The sequence below is a fragment of the Paenibacillus sp. FSL H7-0690 genome (assembly GCF_037980415.1).
GTDB lineage: Bacteria > Bacillota > Bacilli > Paenibacillales > Paenibacillaceae > Paenibacillus_AQ > Paenibacillus_AQ odorifer.
The window spans coordinates 6,011,829-6,036,949 of record NZ_CP150281.1; the positions used below are offsets into that span (position 1 = coordinate 6,011,829).

The following is a 25,121-nucleotide window of genomic DNA, read 5'->3' on the forward strand; positions in this document are numbered from 1 at the left end:
ATTGGAGGGGAAGAGTTATGCCGATTCTACAGACTGAAAATTTAAAAAAACACTATGGAAAAGTTGGCGCAAGCGTTAAGGCTTTGGACGGTATATCACTGTCAGTGGATAAAGGGGAGTTTGTCGCCATTGTCGGCACTAGCGGCAGCGGCAAAAGCACCCTTCTTCATATGCTTGGTGGATTAGATCGGGCAACAGAGGGCAAGGTTTACGTGGACGGGAATGATATTTTTGCGATGAGTGATGAGAAGCTGACCATTTTTCGGCGCAGATCGGTGGGGTTTGTTTTTCAGAACTACAATTTGGTACCCATACTAAATGTGCGGGAGAATATTGTGCTGCCCATTGAACTGGACGGTGGCAAAATTGACGAAACTTATCTTGATCTAATCATCCGCACTTTAGGCTTGCAGGAAAAGATGAATACTCTACCTTCTAATCTGTCTGGCGGACAGCAGCAACGGGTGGCAATAGCCAGAGCATTGGCGACCAAACCTTCAATCATTTTAGCAGATGAACCTACAGGTAATCTGGACAGCAAAACAAGCCAAGAAGTGCTGATTTTACTTAAACAGATGAGTGAAAAATTCAACCAAACCATTGTGATGATCACACACAATGAACAAATTGCTCAAACTGCTGACCGTATTATCCGTATTGAAGATGGCGTCATTTTCACTGGACAACTCCGTAGCTCCGGAGTGAGCCAGCCATGATCAGCACGAATAACCATAAGACCATTGCTACTTTAGCCAAAAAAAGCCTCAAAGCCAACCGTGCTCGCAATTTCACTATCATCTGTGCCATCGTACTGACTACGCTTTTGATCACCAGCGTGTTTACCTTGGCGCTCAGTATTAACAAATCGATGCAACGCGCACAAATGCAGACTACCGGCAGCGATTATCATGGAAGCTTCAAATATCTGAATCCTGCCGAGTTGGAGAAGCTGAAGAATCAACCATCCATCAAAGAATATGGCGTCTTCCTTAAGGTTGGCGATATAAGCACCAGTCTGTTCAAGAATCACCGGGTAGAGGTCCTTCGAATTGACGAGAATTATGCCAAACACGGTTTTATCAACTTTATAGCCGGCGGACTGCCCTCCCAAGAGAATGAAATCGTCCTAAATACTTGGGCGCTTGACTTGCTAGGAGCAAAACATGAGTTAGGCCAGACTGTGAAGCTGGATATAGACATTGGTGAAAAAGTCATAAGCCAAGACTTTAAGCTCTCCGGATATTACGAAACCGATCAAAATTTGGCGATGTCAGGATTGGCTTTTGTATCCGAAGCATTTACACAGAAGAACATTTCCCATATTGACCCGGACATCTCTGAAGCAACGGGTTCTTATGTGAACACCGCAGGTCTAGGGGTGATGTTTAATAATTCTTATAATATTGAACAGAAGGTACAAAAGATTTTGACGGACACCGGCCTGGATGTACCTTATGGTGTCAATCCGGCTTATACAAGTGTTTCTCTCTCCGATAATCTACTGAATATCATTCCTTATGCAGTTGTCATTCTTATCACCATGCTGAGCGGCTATTTACTAATCTACAATATCTTTTTTATTTCCGTCGTGCGGGATGTCAAATTTTACGGGCTGCTAAAGACCATCGGTACCACACCCCGACAACTGAAAAAGATCATCTCCATTCAGGCCCGGTCACTTTATCTCGTCGCATTGCCTTTTGGATTGGGGTTCGGGTATCTGCTAGGTCTGCTGATTCTCCCTATGGCCTCCTCATTTTTAAACGGTTCTACTGATAATGTCTATTCTGCTAGCCCGTGGATATTTATTGGTGCAGCAGCATTCTCGTTTATGACAGTATGGATCGCCGCAAGCAAACCGGGCCGAATGGCTTCGCGAACCTCGCCGGTAGAGGCTGTAAAATTTGCCGGAGTCAGCAGCGGTGGAAAACGGAATGCCAAAAAATCAAAACATGGCGCAAAACTTCACAACATGGCGTTCTCCAACCTGTTCAGAAGCAAAAAGAAGCTGATCCTGATGCTCTCTTCACTCTCCTTGAGTATCATCTTGTTCAGTACCATTTTTACAGTAATTTCCTCACTGGATGTGAATAAATATCTGCGTGCCTTTATCTCCGGTGATTTTGTGGTTCAGAATGAAGTGCTAGTCAGTATTACAGGGCCTCGAGACGGTGATCCATATAAGCTTTCAGAGGAATTAGCCAACAATCTAAGTAAAATTGACGGTGTAGAAACTGTTGATAAGGTTTACCACAGATATGTTCCATCTCCTATCGATGATGCTGTCCGGGCTATTTTGGAGCCAATGGCAGCTGCTGACCCACATCCTTATCTTCTCTCCACTTTAGAAAAGGTGGGGATGGTCTACAATCATTTATATGGATTAGATCCGGGCTGGTATGATCTTGTGGACAAGGATATTATTGAAGGGGAGTTTAACAGGCAGAAGTTTGCTTCAGGAAAATATGCGGTCATATCTGAGGCCATGTTTATAGAAGAAGATAGCTACCGCACCTATTATCATCCTGGAGATACAGTCACTTTCGAGAAGTCGGGTAAATCTTATGAAGTGATGGCAGTAGTAAAACATGATGCAGTATATGCTGCCACAACAAAATCTTACTCTATGTTAGGTTACAACATCTTCCTCCCTGCTTCGGAGCTGCAGAAGGAAATGCCGAAGGGTACAGATCCAGCCAATATCGTTTCAGCCACACTACATGTCGATCCGACTAAGCTGGACCAGGTAGAACAAGTGGTCAAAGCTTTAACAGATTCAACTGATGAATTAACTTTAAAATCAAGGGAGGATTACAAGGATGAGCTCGGTGGATTCATTCGCATTTTTCAAACCGTCGGGTATGGGCTTAGCCTGGTCATTGCTCTAATCGGGGTGCTGAATTATATCAACACTGTACTCACCGGGGTAGTCTCCCGCCGGAATGAACTTGCCATGCTGGAGAGTATTGGCATGACCAAAAAGCAGCTAAAACGTATGCTGATCCTTGAAGGATTCTACACCGTTTTGCTAACCGTCCTCATAACCTCAACATTAGGTGTATTGCTGACCTATAACCTTTCCAAAAGCATCACGGAAAATATGGCCTTTATGGTATTTCAGATGAGTTGGCTGCCGTTTATCCTCACCGTTCCTATTTTGTTAATTCTCGCTTACACAGTGACACTGAGAGCCTATAAAACGTTATCCCAAGCATCCATTGTGGAACGGCTGAGAGAAGCCGAGTAATGTAAGACACACCTAAATACTCCTATTACAAAAAGGGCAGCCCGGTAAATATCGCCGGGCTGCCCTTTTTTATAAATCCATATTCAGCTTATTTAAACGCAGGCAACGCAATATCCGCGTAATTATCCTCAAGGAACTTTTTCACTTCAGGACCGCTGATCCGTTTAGCCAGCTTTTGAATGGCGTCAGAGTCCTTGTTATCTTCACGTGCTACCAAAGTAATTGTGAATTCGGAATCTTCGCCTTCCGTAATCAGTGCATCTTTCTTCGGTGTCAATCCTAGTGGGCTCGCATAAGCCGGAGTCATGGCTACCAGATCGCCATCATCAAGCATACGGGCCAGCATTAGGAGATCGACTTCTTCAAACTTGAATTTTTTTGGATTTTCAGTAATGTCTGCTTGTGTGGCTTGAATGCCTACGCCTTCTTTTAGCTTAATAAGATCAGCTGCAGCGAACATTTGCAATGAACGGCCGATGTTAGATGGATCATTAGCCATTACAAGCGTAGCCCCTTCAGGAAGATCAGCGATAGTCTTATAACGTTTGGAGTATCCGCCATAAATAGCGTCATAAACAGGCTGTACCTCTACCAGATTAGAGCCTTTGCTTTCATTATATTGCTTCATATAAGGAACGTGTTGGAAAAAGTTAGCGTCTACTTCTTTATTAGCCAACGCCTCATTAGGCTGCACATTATCAGAGAGAACAACGATCTCCAGATCAATGCCATCTTCCTTCAGGAGCGGCTTCACAATATCCAGAATTTCTGTCATAGGTGGGATCAGTGTAGCGATCTTTAATTTGGTTAACTCATCATTACTACCTTTTGCAGCATTGTTCTCGGCTGCTTTATTAGAGCCACAACCCGCTACGACCAATACCATTAATGTAAGCACAAGTATCATTGATTTTTTCATTAGTACTACTAACCCCCAGTTTATATATTGAACTATTTTGTATTACCGCTTATCCAACAGCCTTGCGATAGTCCCCCCGGTGAACTGAACCAATTGGACTAATACAATCATCACTAGAATGGCATAGATCATCACTTCCGTCTCAAAACGCTGATAACCATAACGGATAGCGAAATCACCAACCCCTCCCCCACCAACAACTCCCATCACGGTCGAGAAGGAGATAAAGCTAATTGTAGAAGTAGTAAGTCCAAGGACTAGACCCGAACGAGCTTCCACATACAGAAATTTAAAGATCAAGCCCAGCTTCGAGGCTCCCATCGATAATGCTGCTTCAATGACCCCTTTAGGAACCTCCAGCAACGACTGCTCCACTAACCGAGCGTAATAGGCAATAGCGATTATAGATAATGGAACCGCTGCTGCAATCGTACCAATGGCGGTCCCGACCAGGAAACGAGTGACTGGAATTAGCGCAACGACCAGCAGCAGGAACGGAAAAGAGCGGATAATATTAACGATACTGTTGAGCACCAGAGACAACGTTGTATTCTCATAAAGCTGCCCTTTTCGGAAAAAAAACAACAAGGTACCCAGTGGAAGCCCCAGCAGCACGGCCGCTCCAACAGAAATACCAACCATCTCAAAGGTTTCACCAATCGAATCCCACATCTGTGCCTGATATTGAAGTACACTATCAAACATGATCTTCCCCCGCTTTACCAAGAATCTGATCGCGGTATGTCCCGGTACTGGCTGCCGCTGGACGGAATTCACCGTCTTCACGAGAGAACGAATCTACAATGCGCCCTTTTTCCATCACCGATACATGAGTACATATGCTTTTAACAACATCCATCTCATGCGTAACAATGACAACCGTTACTCCAAGACTTGAATTCACATGCTTCAGCACGTTCAAGATATCTGTAGTGGTTCCTGGGTCCAGGGAGGACGTTGGCTCGTCACACAGTAATATTCCCGGACTGTTCGCTAGTGCGCGGGCAATCGCAACACGCTGACGTTGTCCTCCGCTGAGCTGTGCCGGATATTGTTTTGCCTTATCTGCCAGTCCAACAAAATCCAGACACTCCTTCACACGCTTCATTCGTTCATGCTTTGGGACATCTGCCAGCTCCAGCGGGATCGAAACATTCCGCTCTACAGTGACGTTATAAACAAGATTAAATTGTTGAAAGATCATTCCAATCTTTTGCCTTGCTTTACGCAGTGCTTTACTAGGCATTTCGGTCAGGTTGTGGCCATCTACGGTAACCGTTCCCTCATCCGGCTGTTCCAGAAGATTCATCAGTCGCAGCAGCGTAGATTTCCCCGCACCACTCTCACCAATGATCCCATGAATGGATCCCTGCTTTACCTCCAGCGATACCTCATCTACAGCCTGATAGATGCCTTCCTTCAGCTTGAACCCTTTACTTACCCGACTCAGCGACAGTATTAGAAGCTCCCCCTTCCTTTCCCTTATATAATGAACCTCCATCAAGTGAGACATTGTATTACAATTCTCTAAAATCTGTTTTATTAAAAATCTCCTTAAATAATAAGACATTTCTTCTGCTGTGTCATCATTTTTCTTTAAATGATATACCAGGAAGGTTGATGAAAACCTAAAAACCCTTTATACCGGGCTCTTTTTACACATTTATTAATAAAATAAAAAAGGGTAGCAAAGATAATCCTGCCCTCTTGAAATCATGATTCTCCTATTGCCCCACCACTAAACGCTCCACTGTTAATATAGCCATATTTGGTTTTTTTAAGTGTATGAAATGCAGTTAAAGCTACATTTGGTTGCTTGGAGTGTGATTAAAGACCTGCTGTTACGCAAAAAAGGATGTCTAAGCCAATAGCTTAAGACATCCCATAATTCATATAGTAATCCCTGAATCCCTGATCTATCGAGTCCCATACTCGCTAAATCTTTTATGCCTTTTCGCCAAGCTCTCTGCGAATCTTCAAGAACACTTGGTAGCTGCGTTCCGCACATTCCGAAATCGCTATCGGATGAAATCCGGGCAGATCGGCATATAACGTATCGTGAAGCGGTTCGATCCATGAAGCCGGCAACTTACTTGCTCCAAGCTTCGCTCCCATAATTGAGCCCACAGTAGCCCCGTTACAGTCTGTATCCATTCCACCATATACGGAAGTGACAACTGTTTTTTCAAAGTCATTCCCGCCATAAACAAGCGACGCAGCTACAAGAGCAGCATTATTATTTGTATGGACTGCATCATAGTGGCTAAAAGTATCCCAAATGTTACGAACCAACTCCCGCTCACTTTTGGCCTTCTGCGCAATATCTATCCCCCGCAAAACATCACTGGCCAAACGACTGGTACGCGGAATCTCACTAAGGCCTATCTCTAGGATCCGTTCATTATCCTTCTCTGCAAAAGCTGCCGATATCATCGCCGCGTTAAACATCTCACCGTAGATGCCATTTTTCACATGTGAAAATGAAGCGTCGCGCCAGCCTAGTTCTGCCGCAAGCTCAGGATAACCTGCTGCGCCATAAGCCAGTCCATCTGCGCGTATAGCGGCACCAATCCACTCGCGGTAAGGGTTTAAGTGCATCCGCACTCTTTCCTGCCGCACCAGCCAATCCGCAGGCTTCTCGCCATGCAGATGAGAGGTCTCCTGCGCAAAATTCATATATGACTGTGTCTCCGCCGTGCACACCTGACTATATGTTAAATGTGTATGCCACAGCTTTCCGATATCCCAAGAATCCCAGTTCAGACCCTTCTGCTCCAGCAGCATAAGACCCAGGACAGTGTAGCGAATATCGTCATCGCTTTCCATATACTTGATCGTCTCGCGGGTACTCGCATGTGTCCATTCACTTAAGCCAAGACCATATTCAGCCTCTGCCCGTGAATGCCCAGGCGTATAGCCAGTAATTGGCCAGGCGTCCGCACCCTGAAACCATAGCTCAATATTCTCCCAGCCCGGACGGCCATCTTTCCCATAGAGATAGTCCCAATACTCCAGCGGTTTCCCGAGTGCGCAGCCGACACTTCTACCGAGCCAGGCTCCATAGAACTTATCTCTCCATTCCGCTTCGCTCCAGTCCGCCTCAAGCTTACGTGGGCCTTCTGGACGTAGATGACGAATCTCCTCCAGAGAGGATGGCTCTTGATACGGAAAATCCTCACTGATCGTAAGCTCCATTAGCTCATTGTATACCTGCATCAGCTTGAGCTCATCGGCACCAGCAGCCGCTAGCTTATCCGCAAAACCCTCAATCAGACAACCTTCTTCTCCACGCTGAGCAATTTCAAACTGCACGGTCTCTTGAAGTCTCTCCCATCCTGCCATAGGCTACTTCCCTTCAGCCGCTAGCAGCAGCTCTTGATCAAGCTTTTCCAGTGAATCAAAGATCAGCTTCATAAATGCTTCCCGGTCAACGCCCACCAATACTTGCACATTCGCTGGACGATCCGTCTTCTTCCGTCTGTCTGCAACTGTCATTCCCCGCGTCAGCTTGCCTTCTGTCTCCACCGTTACATATAGATGCTTAGATTCAAATAGTTCCGGATGCAGCAGCCAGGCAACAGCACATGGATCATGCAGCGCACTGCCGACATAGCCCATTTTTTTACCGTAAATCGAATAGAAATCCAGCAATTCTCCGACCATTGTAGACACTGGTCCCCGCTCTTTCAATGCTAGGATCTCATCTTCAAAAATAGCAGCCTTATCGGTCACATCCAGACCACTCATTGTGATCGGAATCCCCGACTCAAACACAATACGGGCTGCTTCAGGATCTACATAGATATTAAACTCCGCAGTAGAGGTGACATTCCCATAAGAGATACCTCCCCCCATCAGTGAGATTTTTTCAATTCTGTCTTTAATCTCTGGATAAGCCGTGATTAGCAGTGCGATATTTGTTAAAGGAGCCATCGGCACGAGCGTAATCTTCTCCTCTGAAGAACGGATGATATTCAGCATAAACTCCACAGCACCCTGCTCTACAGGGCGGAATTTACTTGGAGGCAAAAGCGGCCCATCCATGCCCGATTCTCCATGCGCTTCCTCACCTGTAACAAGCTTGCCGAACAGTGGGCCAGCAGCCCCTTTAGCTACAGGAATGTCAGCATTCACGAAGCTGATCACCTTCAGGGCGTTTTCCGTGATTTTATCTAAAATTTGGTTTCCACCAACCGTTGTAATCCCGCGCAGATCTAACTTCTCCGAATTTGCTATGGCAAGCAGTATCGCTATTGCGTCATCATGCCCTGGATCGCAGTCAATAATAATAGGTGTTGGCATAGTTACTCACTCCTTGTCTGTGTATCAATCATTTCAATCGCTATTTAACTAGCGGGCTTTTAAGTTTTTTATTTTTTTTTCGTGTCTCAGATACTGCGTAGATCACAAGTCCAATTACTGTGGCTACATAAGGAAGAGTGGCGATTAGCTCCGCAGGAATCTTCAACACCTGTAGCGCATTCGACAATGCATCTGCAGTACCAAATAATAAAGAGGTCAGCGCCGTGCCTACGGTCGTACTTCTTCCCATCGACTCAGCGGCAATGGCAATCCAGCCCCGGCCAGCGATCATATCGCGGGTAAACAGTGACAAATACCCCATCGACATATAAGCACCGCCTAAACCGGCAAAAAATCCGCTAAGCAGCAAAGCCATATACTGTATTTTTACAACACTTACACCCACGGATTGAGCCGCATGTGGATTTTCACCCACTGAACGAATGCGCAGTCCAAGCGGTGTACGGTTTAATAGATAGTAGACAACAAACACAGCCAATATAGAAACATACGTCAGAATGTGATGCCCCGATAAAATAGGTCCAAGCACCGGGATATCCTTCAACAAAGGAATCTGGACACTAGGTAGAACTTTACTCGCCAGCGAAGTGGAAGAACCCTTATCGCCACTAAGCAGATAGAGGATAAACACAGTGCCTCCCGAAGCGAACATATTAATGGCCACACCCCCGAGAATGATATGTGTTTTGAATTTCAGGGTGAAAAAAGCTAATATTCCAGCGATCAATGTTCCAGACAGCACCGCCCCAAGCAGACCTACCCATGCGCTATGTGTATAGCTGCTTATGATGACACCCGCTAAAGCGGCAACAAGCATAATGCCCTCCATCCCAATGTTAATGATCCCTGCACGGTTGGAGATGAGTGCGCCGAGCGCGGCGAACAGAATCGGAGTCGTCACGCGAAGGACAGAGAACGCAAAGTCAGTTGTAAAAATCACATCAAACAAACTATTCACGCTTCCTTCGCCTCCTTCAAGAGCATCCGATTTTTCCAGAATTTCAGAAATTGCTCAGCCGAAATCAGAAGAATGATAATTGCCTGTATAATTGAGATCATCTCTGAAGGTACATCAGACAGACGCGCCATCATGTCAGCCCCAATTCGAATGTACGCTAGGAATAATGCAGAGCCGATTACGGACAGCGGATTATTTTTGGCTAACATCGCTACAAGGGCACCATCCAAACCATAACCAGGCAGTGACGTCCATTGGAAACGGTTATACATCCCCAGCACTTCTACGGAGCCCCCCATACCTGCGATAAAACCTGCAATCAAGTGGACGAGAATAATAACCTTGGCTGTCTTCATACCGGAATAACGGGCAAAGTCCCGGTTGATGCCTGTCATGCGCAGCTCATATCCCCATTTCGTTTTGTATAGGAATAGATGAGCTGCAATAATAAGCACGATAACGATAATAAGACCGGTATGAATACGGGTGCCCGAGACCATTTTACTCAGCAGTGCCGTTTTCTCGAATTTGTAGGATACATTGGCAAAAGCTTTAGCATCACGCAGATGATAGTTCAGTAGGTATAGCCCTACTCCGAACAAAATATTATTGAACATTAAGGATGTAACCAACTCATTAGCATTCCATTTTGCCTTCAGAATACCAGGTATTGCCGAGAGCAACGCTCCTACAATTGAACCTGCAGCAATAGCTACCATCGGATGCAGCCAGCCGTCCAGCGTTAAATGAATAGCCAATACGGAAGTTACAACACCGGAGAAATAGAAAATCCCTTCAGCTCCCAGGTTGAACATATTGGCTCGAAACAACAAGGATACTGCCAACCCAGTGAACATGAGCGGAATCGCCATCTCAATCACATTACCAATATGACCTTTACTGGATAACGGCTCTAATAGGAATATACCAATCGTCTTCACAGGCTGATTACTGACCAAAGAGATGATCAGAAAGGCAATAGCGAGTGCAATAACGATTACCGCCGATGTCCGAATGTACTCAAAATATTTAACTTTAAACATGATTTACGGCCCTCCCGATGTGCTCCTCGTCCTGTCGATGAATCCCCAGCATATAAAGACCTAATTCTTCCTCACTAACCTTAGAGGGCTCCTCGAAAAAGGCAACAATCTTACCCTCGTACATTACTAACAGACTATCGCTGATCTCCAAGATCTCATTCAAATCTGCCGACACTAGCAAAATCGCGCAATCGTCTGAACGTAATTCCAACAACTTTTGATGTATGAACTGGGCTGCGCCTATATCCACACCCCGTGTCGGCTGTTCTGCAATAAGCAGCTGCGGTTCAGTCGAACACTCTCTAGCTACGACTACCTTCTGCATGTTACCACCTGACAACATTCCTATGGGCTGAGAAGGTCCTGAACAGCGGACTTTAAATTCCTCTACAAGGGATACTGCTAGCTTGGCAATTCGTGAGCCATTCAAAAAAAGACCTTTATTCATTGCTTTTGTACGATACTGAGTAGATAGCAGATTATCAGCTATGCTTGCCTCACTAGCGATCCCTTGCCGCATCCGATCCTCCGGTATATAGGAAACGCCTAGCTTACGAATATCCAAAATATCCGATTCACGGATATCCTTTCCCTTCACTAGTACAGAACCCTGACTTGAGACACCTCTCAAGCTACCTGTAAGAGCTTCAATGAGCTGTGTCTGCCCGTTGCCTTCTACACCAGCAATCCCAACGATCTGCCCACCACGTACCGCAAAATTGATATCCGACAATAATGCTTTGCCATCTGCATCATTCACACTGAGTCCCTGCACCGTTAGTATTGGCTCACTAACAGCCAGAATCTCTTTGTCATATTTCAGCACGACGTCTCTGCCGACCATTAGTCGCGAGATTTCCTGTTCTGTCACATCCTGTGTTTGAAAAACACCTTCACTACGGCCGCTGCGCATAATCGTAATTCTGTCGCAAATCGCTTTGACTTCCTTTAATTTGTGCGAAATAAAAACTATCGTATGGCCCTGTTCCCTTAATTGCTTAAGCTCGCGGAACAATTCCTCTGTTTCCTGTGGAGTCAACACCGCAGTTGGCTCATCAAGCACCAGAATTTTAGCACCACGCAGCAGCGCCTTAAGAATCTCAACCTTTTGTTTCATCCCAACTGTAAGATCCTCTACTTTTGCCTTTGGATCCACTGCCAGATTGTATTTCCTTGCGGTCTCTTCCGTCATGCGCACAGCCTCGGCATAATTAATGCCAACTCCTCTGCGCGGCTCCATACCCAGCACCATATTCTCTGCCACCGTAAAAGAAGGTACCAACATGAAATGCTGGTGGACCATGCCGATGCCTCTATCAATGGCGTCCTGAGCGGATTGCAGCTTTACTTTTTCACCCTTGATATAGATCTCGCCTTCACTTGGCTCTTCCATGCCGAACATAATCTTCATTAAAGTCGATTTACCTGCACCGTTCTCACCTGCAATCGCATGTATTTCTCCCTCACGTAAAGAAAAATGCACGTCTTTATTTGCAACGACGCCATTGGGATATACCTTGGTAATTCCCCGCATTTCCAGCAGAGCTGTGTACATAGGTCTCAACGCCTTTCAACTTGGAGGTCTGCAAAAATATACAGCTGGAATTCCCCTGACTAGAAGAATCTCCAACTGTAGGTTTAACTCTATAGAACTGATCTTAAGATTTAAAGCTTAAGGCTTAACTGCGTTACGAATAGCTTCTACCTCTGCGGTTTCCATCCCCATCGCATTATCCACTTTAACTTCTTTATTGATCAGCTTTTGCTTCACTTCTTCAACCTTGGCCTGAAGATCAGCCGGGAATACATTTTTATAAATATCATTCTCAGCAATACCTACACCATCATCTACAAAGCTCAATACATCACGTTTGCCCATTTCTAGCGTACCCTCTTGCAATCTCTTCACTGCACCTAGAATAGCCGTATCAATCTTTTTAATAGATGAAGTAACGATTAGATTTGCTTTTTCACTATCCGTATCGTTAATCAACATTGCCTGATCGGAGTCTACACCAATTGCATATTTTTTCTTCTCTTTAGCTGCGTCAAAGATCCCAAGACCTGTACCCCCAGCCACGTTAAAAATAACATCCACACCGGAGTTATATTGAATTAGAGACAGCTCCTTACCTTTTGCAGGGTTAACAAAATCACCAGCGTACGACACAGCCACTTTTACATCAGGATCAACGTACTGAGCACCTTGAATGTAACCGACCAAGAAAGCATTAATCCCCGGAATATCCATACCGCCGACAAACCCAATCACATTCTCAGGGGTAGCATTCGGCATATCCGATTGTGTAGCTAATGCTGCTACGGCACCTGCCAAGAAAGATACTTCATTTGTCGCATAAGACATGTTGTACATGTTATCTGGTGCTTCATCGATGTCGGTATCATAATTAATGAATTTTTTGTCTGGATACAATTCTGCCGTTGCATTAAACATCTCTGTAATTTCAGAACCGCCAGAAATAATTACATCCCAATCCTCGGAAGCGATATCGTTAAATGTAGGCTCCCATTTCGTTTTATCAACGCCCATTTCAACAACCTTTGTTACTGCACCAAGTTCATCCTTAACCTTTTGCAAGCCGTTATTAGCGGAATCAAAAAATGATTTATCCCCAAGTGTCCCCGGAATCAGCAATACAACCTTGAGTTTATCCCCTGCACCTGTTTCTCCGCCTTCGTCCGCTTTGGATCCAGTATTCGTTGAAGAACCATTATTGGACGTGTTATTCCCACATGCTGTGACCAGAACCATCACCATTAATAACAACAAAGAAAGAACTTTTTTATTCATTACTCTATTCCACCCCTAATTTTAGTTGGTTAGTAATCCGCAGAATCCCATCTTCACCCATTGTATAATTCACGGTTCAAATGGAAATTCTCTTTTTTCCAAATAAAGTATCATTAAAAGTAATAAATTTAACGTTTAGGCTCAAAAATAGCAATAAAAATACCATTATTATTAATAATCCGCTTTATTTCCGAACGAGATGGCCAGTCAGGTTGCGAACTTTCGGATTTATTGATACGATCATAACAAATATTATTAAAAATAATTATATGATTTCGGTCATAGTTTTGTACGATTCGGCTAAAACATAAGTATTGGAGGATCATCATGGATCGTGTTCTATATATTGTAAGTGCCACACATGAGCTAAATACTTATATCCCTCCACACCAGCATGAATGCTACGAACTAGTCTATTATTTACAGGGGGTAGGGACAACCAATGTTGGCCCACGAAGTTACCATTTTCGCTCCTCTTCTTTCGCGCTTGTGCCACCCAATCATAAACATGACGAGCACCACCGTGAGGATGCAAATGTATTATTTGTAGGCTTCCACTCGGAACACCCTAATATGAGTAATCTGCTCGGCGTATATGAAGATGATAAAGATCAGACCGTTCTTCAAATCCTGCTGCGAATGAAAGCAGAGTTTACACGCAAGCAAGACGGATTCTCTGAGCTTCTAAACCTACAAATGAGCGAGATTACCGTCCATCTTATGAGGCTTCTTAGTGCCTCTGGATATCAATCCCCAACAGAAGATCGAGTACAATATGTCCTTAATTATATGAATGAGCATTATCGCCATAAATTGTCCGTCGAAACACTATCAGAAATGTCCGGATATAGTTACGATCGTTTTCGCCATCTATTTAAAGAACGTTTCGGGTATTCACCCCTGCGGTATTTGCTGTTAAAACGCCTGGATTATGCAAAATCTCTATTACGTCATACTCAGATGCAAATCTCTGAAGTATCTGCTGCTGCAGGTTTTGTGAACGATGCCCAATTCTGCAATATGTTTAAACGAGAAATAGGTCTTACTCCGCGAGCATTCCGCATTAATAATCAATCAGGTTAATCACTAATCAGATTAAAAAAAGCCGTTGAAATAGAGAAACTCTCTATTCAACGGCTTACTGCTGTAAACCCAAGGACATAAAGAAAAAAGGTTTGTAAGATTGCTTATAAAAGCATTCTTACAAACCTTTTTAAGATACCGGCGAGAGGACTCGAACCTCCACGGTTTCCCACTCGATTTTGAGTCGAGCGCGTCTGCCATTCCGCCACGCCGGCACATATGAACTAAATGGAGGCGCCACCCAGATTTGAACTGGGGATAAAGCTTTTGCAGAGCTTTGCCTTACCACTTGGCTATGGCGCCATGAAAACTTGGAGCGGACGACGGGAATCGAACCCGCGACCCTCGCCTTGGCAAGGCGATGCTCTACCGCTGAGCCACGTCCGCATAAAATGGCTGGGGATATAGGATTCGAACCTATGAGTGACGGAGTCAAAGTCCGTTGCCTTACCGCTTGGCTAATCCCCAATAACATTTTAAAGTAAAATGGGGCGACTGATGGGTCTCGAACCCACGAATGCCGGAACCACAATCCGGTGCGTTAACCCCTTCGCCACAGTCGCCATATTAAGTTGATATTGTTGCCATTATTCATTTTAAAGTAAATGGGGCGGCCGATGGGTCTCGAACCCACGAATGCCGGAACCACAATCCGGTGCGTTAACCCCTTCGCCACGGCCGCCATATTAAACTTTAGAAAGAACTTGGCAGGGGCAGCAGGAATTGAACCCACACCAACGGTTTTGGAGACCGTTGTTCTACCTTTAAACTATGCCCCTAAAAACTGGTGGAGGATGATGGATTCGAACCACCGAACACTCACGTGAGCAGATTTACAGTCTGATGCGTTTGGCCACTTCGCTAATCCTCCAAGGATGGTGCCGGCGAGAGGACTTGAACCCCCAACCTACTGATTACAAGTCAGTTGCTCTACCAATTGAGCTACACCGGCATGGCACTCATTCTTTTGTGATGATAAATGGTGGCTCGGGACGGAATCGAACCGCCGACACGAGGATTTTCAGTCCTCTGCTCTACCGACTGAGCTACCGAGCCATGATGAAAATGGCGGAACCGACGGGATTCGAACCCGCGATCTCCTGCGTGACAGGCAGGCATGTTAGGCCAACTACACCACGGTTCCAAAAGATATAATTGCTTAAGTTAATTGGTTGCGGGGGCAGGATTTGAACCTGCGGCCTTCGGGTTATGAGCCCGACGAGCTACCGGGCTGCTCCACCCCGCGTCAGTAAGAAAATGTTATGGTGGAGGCTGAGGGGATCGAACCCCCGACCCTCTGCTTGTAAGGCAGATGCTCTCCCAGCTGAGCTAAGCCTCCATAAACAACAATTGTTATTGTACCAAAGTCCACTAGGATAAATCAAGTGAAAATTTGGTGACCCGTATGGGATTCGAACCCATGTTACCTCCGTGAAAGGGAGGTGTCTTAACCCCTTGACCAACGGGCCATACTAATTAAAAATTTGTGGCGGAGAGAGAGGGATTCGAACCCTCGAGACGCTTGTGGCGCCTACACGATTTCCAATCGTGCTCCTTCGGCCAAACTCGGACACCTCTCCATATGGCTCCCCGAACAGGACTCGAACCTGTGACAACTCGATTAACAGTCGAGTGCTCTACCAACTGAGCTATCAGGGAATATTCATACCAGGCTTGATGCCTGAAAACTGAATCCGAAACAAATTTGCATTCTACGTATAGGATAAGCCCTCGACCGATTAGTATTGGTCAGCTCCATGCATTGCTGCACTTCCACCTCCAACCTATCTACCTCGTCGTCTTCAAGGGGTCTTACTAATTGGGAAATCTCATCTTGAGGGGGGCTTCACGCTTAGATGCTTTCAGCGCTTATCCCGTCCGTACGTAGCTACCCAGCCATGCTCCTGGCGGAACAACTGGTGCACCAGCGGTACGTCCATCCCGGTCCTCTCGTACTAAGGACAGCTCCTCTCAAATTTCCTGCGCCCACGACAGATAGGGACCGAACTGTCTCACGACGTTCTGAACCCAGCTCGCGTACCGCTTTAATGGGCGAACAGCCCAACCCTTGGGACCTACTTCAGCCCCAGGATGCGATGAGCCGACATCGAGGTGCCAAACCTCCCCGTCGATGTGGACTCTTGGGGGAGATAAGCCTGTTATCCCCAGGGTAGCTTTTATCCGTTGAGCGATGGCCCTTCCATGCGGTACCACCGGATCACTAAGTCCGACTTTCGTCCCTGCTCGACTTGTAGGTCTCGCAGTCAAGCTCCCTTATGCCTTTGCACTCTGCGAATGATTTCCAACCATTCTGAGGGAACCTTGGAACGCCTCCGTTACTCTTTAGGAGGCGACCGCCCCAGTCAAACTGCCCGCCTGACACGGTCCCCGTACCCGATAAGGGTACTAGGTTAGAACCTAGATACGATCAGGGTGGTATCCCAACGGCGCCTCCACCGAAGCTTGCGCTCCGATTTCTACGGCTCCCACCTATCCTGTACAGATCGTACCCAAATTCAATATCAAGCTGCAGTAAAGCTCCATGGGGTCTTTCCGTCTTGTCGCGGGTAACCTGCATCTTCACAGGTATTAAAATTTCACCGGATCTCTCGTTGAGACAGCGCCCAAGTCGTTACGCCATTCGTGCGGGTCAGAATTTACCTGACAAGGAATTTCGCTACCTTAGGACCGTTATAGTTACGGCCGCCGTTTACTGGGGCTTCGGTTCATAGCTTCGGGTTACCCCTAACCACTCCCCTTAACCTTCCAGCACCGGGCAGGCGTCAGCCCGTATACTTCGCCTTGCGGCTTCGCACAGACCTGTGTTTTTGCTAAACAGTCGCTTGGGCCTTTTCACTGCGGCCCCCTCGTGCTATTCACACTACCGGGGCACCCCTTCTCCCGAAGTTACGGGGTCATTTTGCCGAGTTCCTTAACGAGAGTTCTTCCGCGCGCCTTAGAATTCTCTTCTCGCCTACCTGTGTCGGTTTGCGGTACGGGCACCTTCTCCTGGCTAGAGGCTTTTCTTGGCAGTGTGAGATCATGACCTTCGCTACTACAATTTTCGCTCCCCATCACAGCCCAGCCTTAATGATGTGCGGATTTGCCTACACATCAGCCTCACTGCTTAGACGGACATCCATCAGTCCGCGTCACTACCCTCCTGCGTCACCCCATCGCTCATAGCGGATTACGGTGGTACAGTAATTTCAAACTGTTGTCCTTCGACTACGCCTTTCGGCCTCGCCTTAGGTCCCGACTTACCCTGAGCGGACGAGCCTTCCTCAGGAAACCTTGGGCTTTCGGCGGATCAGATTCTCACTGATCTTTTCGTTACTCATACCGGCATTCTCACTTGTGTAGTGTCCAGCGCTCTTTTCAGTACACCTTCAACCCCTACACAACGCTCCCCTACCCCAGATACATAGTATCTAGCCATAGCTTCGGTGGTGTGTTTAGCCCCGTTACATTTTCGGCGCAGAGTCACTCGACCAGTGAGCTATTACGCACTCTTTCAATGGTGGCTGCTTCTAAGCCAACATCCTGGTTGTCTGTGCAACTCCACATCCTTTCCCACTTAACACACACTTGGGGACCTTAGCTGATGGTCTGGGCTGTTTCCCTTTTGACAATGGATCTTAGCACTCACTGTCTGACTCCCGGCAATAAGTATATGGCATTCGGAGTTTGACTGAGCTTGGTAATCCTTGCGGACCCCGCACCCAATCAGTGCTCTACCTCCACTACTCTTATACCGAGGCTAGCCCTAAAGCTATTTCGGGGAGAACCAGCTATCTCCGAGTTCGATTGGAATTTCTCCGCTACCCCCACCTCATCCCCGCACTTTTCAACGTACGTGGGTTCGGGCCTCCAGTGCGTGTTACCGCACCTTCACCCTGGACAGGGGTAGATCACACGGTTTCGGGTCTACGTCCACATACTAATTCGCCCTATTCAGACTCGCTTTCGCTGCGGCTCCACCTTCTCGGCTTAACCTTGCATGTTAAACGTAACTCGCCGGTTCATTCTACAAAAGGCACGCCATCACCCATTAATAGGGCTCTGACTTTTTGTAAGCACACGGTTTCAGGTTCTATTTCACTCCCCTTCCGGGGTGCTTTTCACCTTTCCCTCACGGTACTGTTTCACTATCGGTCGCCAGGTAGTATTTAGCCTTAGCAGATGGTCCTGCTGGATTCATACGGGGTTTCACGTGCCCCGCACTACTCGGGATCCGTCTCGGAGAGAATACAGTTTAGGTTACAGGGCTTTTACCTCTATCGCGGGCCTTTCCAGACCTCTTCACCTACCATATTCCTTTGTAACTCCATGTGAGACGTCCCACAACCCCTAAGAGCAAGCTCTTAGGTTTAGGCTGTTCCGCGTTCGCTCGCCGCTACTGACGGAATCACTATTGTTTTCTCTTCCTCAGGGTACTTAGATGTTTCAGTTCCCCTGGTCTGCCTCTACATTTCCTATGTATTCAGAAATGAGTAACTGCGAATTACCACAGCTGGGTTTCCCCATTCGGACACCCCCGGATCAAAGCTTGCTTACAGCTCCCCGAGGCAGTTTCGTTGTTCGCCACGTCCTTCGTCGGCTCCTGGCGCCTAGGCATCCTCCGTGTGCTCTTATTAGCTTAACCTTGATTTTTCCGAAGAAAAATCTCACTAATAACATTTACTTGTTTACACAAGTTGCTAAAAGATGTTCTAAAACGCAAATTCGTTTCGGTATCCAGTTTTCAAGGATCAAGTCTTACTTGAGAGCTTAAACTCTCAAAACTGAGCAACGAGTGAGTAACAGGCCTAAACCTGAGTTTTGGAAGCTTAGCTTCCGATTTGAATGTTCTCATTGCAGAGAACGATTCTCCATAGAAAGGAGGTGATCCAGCCGCACCTTCCGATACGGCTACCTTGTTACGACTTCACCCCAATCATCTACCCCACCTTCGGCGGCTGGCTCCCTTGCGGGTTACCCCACCGACTTCGGGTGTTGTAAACTCTCGTGGTGTGACGGGCGGTGTGTACAAGACCCGGGAACGTATTCACCGCGGCATGCTGATCCGCGATTACTAGCAATTCCGACTTCATGCAGGCGAGTTGCAGCCTGCAATCCGAACTGAGACCGGCTTTGATGGGATTGGCTCCACCTCGCGGCTTCGCTTCCCGTTGTACCGGCCATTGTAGTACGTGTGTAGCCCAGGTCATAAGGGGCATGATGATTTGACGTCATCCCCACCTTCCTCCGGTTTGTCACCGGCAGTCACTCTAGAGTGCCCAGCATTACCTGCTGGCAACTAAAGTTAAGGGTTGCGCTCGTTGCGGGACTTAACCCAACATCTCACGACACGAGCTGACGACAACCATGCACCACCTGTCTCCTCTGTCCCGAAGGCCGCCACTATCTCTAGTGGATTCAGAGGGATGTCAAGACCTGGTAAGGTTCTTCGCGTTGCTTCGAATTAAACCACATACTCCACTGCTTGTGCGGGTCCCCGTCAATTCCTTTGAGTTTCAGTCTTGCGACCGTACTCCCCAGGCGGAGTGCTTACTGTGTTAACTTCGGCACCAAGGGTATCGAAACCCCTAACACCTAGCACTCATCGTTTACGGCGTGGACTACCAGGGTATCTAATCCTGTTTGCTCCCCACGCTTTCGCGCCTCAGCGTCAGTTACAGCCCAGAAAGTCGCCTTCGCCACTGGTGTTCCTCCACATATCTACGCATTTCACCGCTACACGTGGAATTCCACTTTCCTCTTCTGTACTCAAGCCACCCAGTTTCCAGTGCGACCTCAGGTTGAGCCCAAGGTTTAAACACCAGACTTAAATAGCCGCCTGCGCGCGCTTTACGCCCAATAATTCCGGACAACGCTTGCCCCCTACGTATTACCGCGGCTGCTGGCACGTAGTTAGCCGGGGCTTTCTTCTCAGGTACCGTCACTCCGGTAGCAGTTACTCTACCGGACGTTCTTCCCTGGCAACAGAGCTTTACGATCCGAAAACCTTCATCACTCACGCGGCGTTGCTCCGTCAGGCTTTCGCCCATTGCGGAAGATTCCCTACTGCTGCCTCCCGTAGGAGTCTGGGCCGTGTCTCAGTCCCAGTGTGGCCGTTCACCCTCTCAGGTCGGCTACGCATCGTCGCCTTGGTGGGCCGTTACCCCACCAACTAGCTAATGCGCCGCAGGCCCATCCCTCAGTGACAGATTGCTCCGTCTTTCATTCTTCTCTCAGGAGAAAAAAGAAATTATCCGGTATTAGCTACCGTTTCCGGTAGTTATCCCAGTCTGAAGGGCAGGTTGCCTACGTGTTACTCACCCGTCCGCCGCTAAGTTGTTTTGAAAGCAAGCTTTCAAAACAACTCCGCTCGACTTGCATGTATTAGGCACGCCGCCAGCGTTCGTCCTGAGCCAGGATCAAACTCTCCAATTAGTATTGAAAAGAGCGATATGCTCATTTTGAAACATCTGACGAGAAAATTAATTCTCTAATTTTGGATTTCACTTACGTGATTTCCTACTCACTCGTTGTTCAGTTTTCAAAGATCAAGCTGTTTATTTCGTCGATGTGTTGTTCAGCAGCGACCTTTATAATATATCACAGCGTCCTCGTTTTAGTCAACCTTTTTTTTAATTTCTTTTTTTGGTTGTCTTTCGAAAGTTTTCGAAAGCACATCTCTGTGTCAGAGGGACGAGTTATAATTTAACACATGAACAAGGAAAGAGTCAACCATTAATTTTTCTGAATAAATATGAGCGTTTCATATTAGTAAACAAACAAAAAGAGAGTGCTCAGCCTCTCCCTATCCTTGCTCATCTCTCTATAATTAAACATCTTCTGCTGTATCTAATTCATCTCTATAATGTATAGCGGATCGCATGCCCTTCTCCCTCGTGAACATCAGCCCAAGATGTAATCTCTCGGATTAGCGAACGAGAAACCAGCTTTCGTAAAACAAGGGGTAGTTCAGACTCTAATTGACTCAGACCTGAATGCTGCAGTAATTCTTTAATGCTCCATGCTTCCTTACGGCTATTCAAAATATTAAAGAGCAATAGACAACAGTCCGTCATTTTGGACATAATCCCAAATTCACATGCAAGAAGCACAAGCTCAACACGTTGCTCTAAGGTCTCAGTACTGACCGTTAACTCCTCATAAAGTTTATGAACGGAGGTATTCATGCTTTTAACCTGCTCCCAAATAGCCGGCTCGGGGAAAGCACCCACTTCACTCACTTCTATTCTTGCCCAATGATATAAGGCTATCAATACACAGTTGTAAGCATCCATAATAAAGCCAGCCTCTATATAGCGCTTGGATTTCACATACATATGCAAAAAGCGAGCAAACTCCATAAATGCGACCCGTTCCTTAATCGGTCCTTCAAATTGTAATATCTCGCGGCGCATTTCCTCGAGTATTCCCTTGGGGTCCCAGATCACTTCCCCCCTCATCAAACTGATAAGAAGTTCGTTATTATCCCCTGCCATAACAGCCTGCTCCAAAGCAAAAAGGCCGATATGGACTGACTGGGTCCGTTGGTCACCGGCAATGGTATGGCGAACAATATGCTCTCTATCCTGTTCTTCATGCAATACTAACACTACCATATCAAAATCTTGAAGAAGTGCGCTTTGAAACGGAATATCCCCATTCTGCCGCAAAACGACCGCTCCTAAAACATTCTCATCAAACGTTTCTCCACTCAACAAAGTTACATTGGACAATTCCATGCTTCCCTCCATTAAATTTGGCGATTTTGCGTCCAGTCAGTTATAATTCAGTTATAATTATTATTCTACATATGAAAGACAGTTCCTTCTGGACAACCCAACTATATTTAGTTAGGAGCAAACACTCATGAAGTTTAAAACGGCTAAGATCAACGCTTTTCGCACATGGGGATTACTGCTCACAATGCTCGGAATGGGACTTATGGTTTTGGGTACAGCGGGCATCGTGTTTTGGGGCTCAACTGGAAAAGTATTCGCTGGAATCGGTCTTGTAATCGGTTTAATCTCAATGATGGCAAGTCTTGCAATCTATTTCTGGGCTGGGATGCTGTCAACTAGCGCAGTCCAACTGGAATGCCCTGAATGTCACAAGCTGACCAAAATGCTGGGCAAAACAGACCGCTGTATGTTCTGCCATACCATCCTTACTATGGATCCAGCTGAGGCCAATATTACTGCGGAACAACTTAAAAGTCAGCAGCTTAATCAATAAAACACATCTTACAGAAGCTTATTACTAGCGATTTATAATGCAATCAAACATTTGCTTAATACAACAAAGGGGCCCCTATATTGGGAGCCCCTTTGTTTATTATGAATGAAATAATAATTACTTATGAATCCCTTGTAATGCCTCCCACGCAGACGGATTACTAAAGCTGCGATTCCATGAACCGATGCCACCAAGCCCTAAAGACTTAGCAAGCTCAACTCTAGCTTTTAAAGAAACTTTGTCTTCGATCCATATTTTTTTAAGAGCGCCATCTTCCTTATACTCAACGTAATTCTGCCCTGCTGCCTTATCAAAGGTTGGGGTCAGCTTCTTCTCTTTAATAATTTTTTCAACGGCATTCATACTAACCGATTTAGAGCTTACTTTGGTCTTGCCATCCACCTGGGCCTCAGTCCAGATTCTAGTGTACAGTGGAATCCCTAGAATCAGCTTCTCAGGCGGCACATCGTCTTCCTCTATGATCCGGCTTAACGAGCTTCCGACCCACGGCAGAGACGCAACAGAGCCCGCTACAGGACTAGCAGCCCAATGCTCGTCATAAGCCATAACAATAAGATAATCAACTACTGAATTAAGAGCTCTACGATCAAGGAATGCTGACCACATCTCACTGTTAGATTTAGGGGTTACGTCTATGGAGACGATTAAGTTTTTGGCTTGAGCCATAGGTTTTAGCTCTCGCATAAATTGTGTAACATTCTCCCCGTCTTTCGTATATACATTCTCAAAGTCAATATTAATTCCATCCAGCTTGTATAAATCTGAATACTCGAGGATCTGTACGATCGCGTTCATCCGCTTCTCATAGCTCGACAATGCCTCAGTGGTTATGTCTGGTTCAAAGCTATTGCTGAGCAGCCCCCATACTTCCAAACCGCGCTCATGGGCCCACTGCACATACGCACTATCAGCCTGACTGCGCACATTCCCGTCACCATCTATGATACTGAACCAAGTCGGGCTAGCCACGTTAACGCCCGGAAGCTCACCGAATGTACTTGGGTCAGGTTTGCGTTGATAAACAGCTTCCCAATACAAATTCACTGACTTCCCTTTCCAGCTTCGTTCTGCCCGTGAGGGAGTGGTGCTTTTGGGTTCCACTGTCTTTTGACCGTCTGAGATAATATCACTGGCCTTGGTATAACCCGCATAACCGCTGCTTAACTGCACATACAGCCAGTCCTCATTTTCCTTATTCCAAATACTCACGATGGCACCTGGGGACATATCGGCCACGATGGGTGCGTGAATCGACGCTTCGCTGCGAAGAGCGACTGTCTTATCACCTGCTTCACCTTTCACTTTCCCCAGCGGTACAGTCTCCCCTGCTGTCATTAACAGCACAGCCCCGGTAGTCGTATCCTCTTGAATCTCAAACCCATACAGGTCTTCTAAAACATCCGCAGGAAGATAAGTTATCTTTTCCTTAACTTCAGGTGCCAGCCGCAGCTGCAGCGGACGATTGTTCAGACTAGCATCGGTTTTATCCTCTTGCATATATAGAAGTTCACTTTCCGTTGATAGGATGACAGATTTAGTCTTTTCTTCATAACGAATAGATGAGTCCACATGTTCCTGCAGTAATGGTAGAGGTAAAAGCATGCTATCACCGGTCCCTGAGGCGGAATATCCTGTTAGCTCTCCTTTTACGAAGATAGGATGTTCTAGGCCTTTCCAGTCTGGATCGATGTGCTGGCGATTTGGCAATACAAAAAACACAACCCAATAAGCTGCTGCCGCAATGAGCAAAAGTCCAAAAAAGCGTCGGAAAAGACCTCCGCGCTTTTTGACGCGTTTCTGTCTATATCTTCTGTCCAAAATATATCCTCCAAATATTAGATGATTTTAAGTTAAGTCTAACAATACGATTATAACATCCACTTGGTTCCGGATAACCAGTATAAGTTAGTCATTTTCACTATATTTTGTTATTTTGAAAAAAATAAAAACGTGAGTCCTCCGCTTTCGGATTTCACACGTTTATTGTGTAGCTTGGCTATACGCCCTTAAGTACAGTAGTATTCTGTCTTATTGTTGCTTCTCTCTGCAACATTTGCAAACTCCATGCAATTCCATACGCAAACCCGTAATTTTGAAGCCCGTTTCCTGCTCTGCATGTATCTCTACATCATGAAGCGAAGGATAACTAAAATCTTCAATCTTACCGCATAGCTGACAGATGACATGATAATGATCAGATACATTGGCATCAAAACGACTGGAACTATCCCCGTAGGTCAACTCGCGAACCATGCCGGCTTCCATAAACATCTTGAGATTATTATATACAGTTGCTACGCTCATGCTCGGAAATTTCGGCTCTAGCGCCCGGTATATATCGTCAGCTGTAGGATGATTCATTGCTTCCATCAAATACGTAAGAATCGCATGACGCTGGGGCGTTATACGGACACCTGTTGTCTTTAATTGTTCCAGTGCATGTTGTACTCCACTCCCCATTACTGTCACCGCCTTTTGAATTT

16 protein-coding genes, 16 tRNA genes and 2 rRNA genes are annotated in these 25,121 nt (G+C 46.2%); 4 read left to right on the top strand and 30 right to left on the bottom strand.

The window, feature by feature from the left end; all coding sequences use genetic code 11:
• Nucleotides 1-17 precede the first annotated feature (17 nt).
• On the top strand, nt 18-716 hold the full coding sequence (locus MHI32_RS26340; protein WP_076184824.1) for an ABC transporter ATP-binding protein: 699 nt from the start codon (nt 18-20) through the stop codon (nt 714-716).
• Complete coding sequence (locus MHI32_RS26345; RefSeq protein WP_340011340.1) at nt 713-3,247, top strand: FtsX-like permease family protein; 2,535 nt, start codon at nt 713-715, stop codon at nt 3,245-3,247. Before MHI32_RS26340 ends, MHI32_RS26345 begins: the two co-directional genes overlap by 4 nt.
• A gap of 88 nt (nt 3,248-3,335) precedes the next feature.
• Here the strand turns inward: MHI32_RS26345 and MHI32_RS26350 are convergent, their stop codons facing one another.
• The 9 genes from MHI32_RS26350 to MHI32_RS26390 form a co-directional block, all read right to left on the bottom strand.
• A complete protein-coding gene (locus MHI32_RS26350; protein WP_036685556.1) occupies nt 3,336-4,166 on the bottom strand; it encodes a MetQ/NlpA family ABC transporter substrate-binding protein in 831 nt (276 codons plus the stop codon).
• Between the two features lie 42 nt (nt 4,167-4,208).
• Entirely contained in the window at nt 4,209-4,871 is a 663-nt protein-coding gene (locus tag MHI32_RS26355) for a methionine ABC transporter permease (protein ID WP_340011343.1), read from the bottom strand.
• Nucleotides 4,864-5,625 carry an ATP-binding cassette domain-containing protein gene (locus MHI32_RS26360; RefSeq protein ID WP_081387310.1) on the bottom strand — a complete coding sequence of 254 codons (762 nt, stop codon included), beginning with the start codon at nt 5,623-5,625 and terminating at the stop codon, nt 4,864-4,866. Before MHI32_RS26360 ends, MHI32_RS26355 begins: the two co-directional genes overlap by 8 nt.
• 485 nt (nt 5,626-6,110) lie before the next feature.
• Entirely contained in the window at nt 6,111-7,508 is a 1,398-nt protein-coding gene (locus tag MHI32_RS26365) for an ADP-ribosylglycohydrolase family protein (RefSeq protein WP_340011345.1), read from the bottom strand.
• A gap of 3 nt (nt 7,509-7,511) precedes the next feature.
• Complete coding sequence (locus MHI32_RS26370; protein ID WP_340011346.1) at nt 7,512-8,468, bottom strand: nucleoside hydrolase; 957 nt, start codon at nt 8,466-8,468, stop codon at nt 7,512-7,514.
• 40 nt (nt 8,469-8,508) lie between these two features.
• Nucleotides 8,509-9,447 (bottom strand): ABC transporter permease, encoded by a 939-nt coding sequence (locus MHI32_RS26375; RefSeq protein WP_036685567.1) that lies wholly within the window; start codon nt 9,445-9,447, stop codon nt 8,509-8,511.
• Nucleotides 9,444-10,490 (bottom strand): ABC transporter permease, encoded by a 1,047-nt coding sequence (locus MHI32_RS26380; RefSeq protein WP_036685569.1) that lies wholly within the window; start codon nt 10,488-10,490, stop codon nt 9,444-9,446. The genes MHI32_RS26375 and MHI32_RS26380 overlap by 4 nt, the downstream gene beginning before the upstream one ends.
• Complete coding sequence (locus tag MHI32_RS26385; protein WP_076308849.1) at nt 10,483-12,045, bottom strand: ABC transporter ATP-binding protein; 1,563 nt, start codon at nt 12,043-12,045, stop codon at nt 10,483-10,485. The genes MHI32_RS26380 and MHI32_RS26385 overlap by 8 nt, the downstream gene beginning before the upstream one ends.
• Before the next feature lie 117 nt (nt 12,046-12,162).
• Entirely contained in the window at nt 12,163-13,302 is a 1,140-nt protein-coding gene (locus MHI32_RS26390) for a BMP family ABC transporter substrate-binding protein (RefSeq protein WP_076308848.1), read from the bottom strand.
• 327 nt (nt 13,303-13,629) lie between these two features.
• Between MHI32_RS26390 and MHI32_RS26395 the strand changes: the two genes are divergently transcribed.
• Nucleotides 13,630-14,385, top strand: coding sequence for an AraC family transcriptional regulator (locus tag MHI32_RS26395; protein ID WP_340011349.1), 756 nt, complete (start codon nt 13,630-13,632; stop codon nt 14,383-14,385).
• A 136-nt stretch (nt 14,386-14,521) separates the two neighbouring features.
• On the opposite strand, the gene MHI32_RS26400 is transcribed toward MHI32_RS26395, so the two are convergent.
• The 19 genes from MHI32_RS26400 to MHI32_RS26490 all read right to left on the bottom strand — a co-directional run bounded on the left by MHI32_RS26400 (nt 14,522) and on the right by MHI32_RS26490 (nt 22,124).
• Nucleotides 14,522-14,600: transfer RNA gene (locus tag MHI32_RS26400), tRNA-Leu, on the bottom strand.
• Between the two features lie 14 nt (nt 14,601-14,614).
• Nucleotides 14,615-14,688 (bottom strand) — tRNA-Cys (locus MHI32_RS26405).
• 9 nt (nt 14,689-14,697) lie between these two features.
• Nucleotides 14,698-14,772 (bottom strand) — tRNA-Gly (locus MHI32_RS26410).
• Between the two features lie 6 nt (nt 14,773-14,778).
• A tRNA-Gln gene (locus MHI32_RS26415) sits at nt 14,779-14,853 on the bottom strand.
• A gap of 19 nt (nt 14,854-14,872) precedes the next feature.
• Nucleotides 14,873-14,948: transfer RNA gene (locus MHI32_RS26420), tRNA-His, on the bottom strand.
• A gap of 43 nt (nt 14,949-14,991) precedes the next feature.
• Nucleotides 14,992-15,067, bottom strand: a tRNA-His gene (locus MHI32_RS26425).
• Between the two features lie 23 nt (nt 15,068-15,090).
• Nucleotides 15,091-15,164, bottom strand: a tRNA-Trp gene (locus MHI32_RS26430).
• 6 nt (nt 15,165-15,170) lie between these two features.
• A tRNA-Tyr gene (locus MHI32_RS26435) sits at nt 15,171-15,256 on the bottom strand.
• A 5-nt stretch (nt 15,257-15,261) separates the two neighbouring features.
• Nucleotides 15,262-15,337: transfer RNA gene (locus MHI32_RS26440), tRNA-Thr, on the bottom strand.
• Between the two features lie 28 nt (nt 15,338-15,365).
• A tRNA-Phe gene (locus MHI32_RS26445) sits at nt 15,366-15,441 on the bottom strand.
• A gap of 10 nt (nt 15,442-15,451) precedes the next feature.
• Nucleotides 15,452-15,529 (bottom strand) — tRNA-Asp (locus tag MHI32_RS26450).
• Between the two features lie 25 nt (nt 15,530-15,554).
• Nucleotides 15,555-15,631, bottom strand: a tRNA-Met gene (locus tag MHI32_RS26455).
• 17 nt (nt 15,632-15,648) lie between these two features.
• Nucleotides 15,649-15,724: transfer RNA gene (locus MHI32_RS26460), tRNA-Val, on the bottom strand.
• A gap of 55 nt (nt 15,725-15,779) precedes the next feature.
• Nucleotides 15,780-15,854, bottom strand: a tRNA-Glu gene (locus MHI32_RS26465).
• Nucleotides 15,855-15,872: 18 nt separating this feature from the next.
• A tRNA-Ser gene (locus tag MHI32_RS26470) sits at nt 15,873-15,965 on the bottom strand.
• A gap of 3 nt (nt 15,966-15,968) precedes the next feature.
• Nucleotides 15,969-16,044: transfer RNA gene (locus MHI32_RS26475), tRNA-Asn, on the bottom strand.
• Between the two features lie 60 nt (nt 16,045-16,104).
• Nucleotides 16,105-19,030: ribosomal RNA gene (locus tag MHI32_RS26480) — 23S ribosomal RNA — on the bottom strand.
• 232 nt (nt 19,031-19,262) lie between these two features.
• Nucleotides 19,263-20,820, bottom strand: a 16S ribosomal RNA gene (locus tag MHI32_RS26485).
• Together the 16S and 23S rRNA genes with 16 tRNA genes alongside form the textbook arrangement of a ribosomal RNA operon.
• 425 nt (nt 20,821-21,245) lie before the next feature.
• Nucleotides 21,246-22,124: a nucleotidyltransferase-like protein gene (locus tag MHI32_RS26490; RefSeq protein ID WP_076128632.1), complete on the bottom strand. Its 879-nt coding sequence runs from the start codon at nt 22,122-22,124 to the stop codon at nt 21,246-21,248.
• A gap of 127 nt (nt 22,125-22,251) precedes the next feature.
• Between MHI32_RS26490 and MHI32_RS26495 the strand changes: the two genes are divergently transcribed.
• Nucleotides 22,252-22,617: a DUF2614 family zinc ribbon-containing protein gene (locus MHI32_RS26495; protein ID WP_036680151.1), complete on the top strand. Its 366-nt coding sequence runs from the start codon at nt 22,252-22,254 to the stop codon at nt 22,615-22,617.
• A gap of 117 nt (nt 22,618-22,734) precedes the next feature.
• Here MHI32_RS26495 and MHI32_RS26500 read toward each other — a convergent pair whose 3' ends face one another.
• On the bottom strand, nt 22,735-24,456 hold the full coding sequence (locus MHI32_RS26500) for a glycosyl hydrolase family 18 protein (RefSeq protein ID WP_340011351.1): 1,722 nt from the start codon (nt 24,454-24,456) through the stop codon (nt 22,735-22,737).
• A gap of 210 nt (nt 24,457-24,666) precedes the next feature.
• Entirely contained in the window at nt 24,667-25,098 is a 432-nt protein-coding gene (gene perR / locus MHI32_RS26505) for a peroxide-responsive transcriptional repressor PerR (protein WP_036680160.1), read from the bottom strand.
• Nucleotides 25,099-25,121 lie beyond the last annotated feature (23 nt).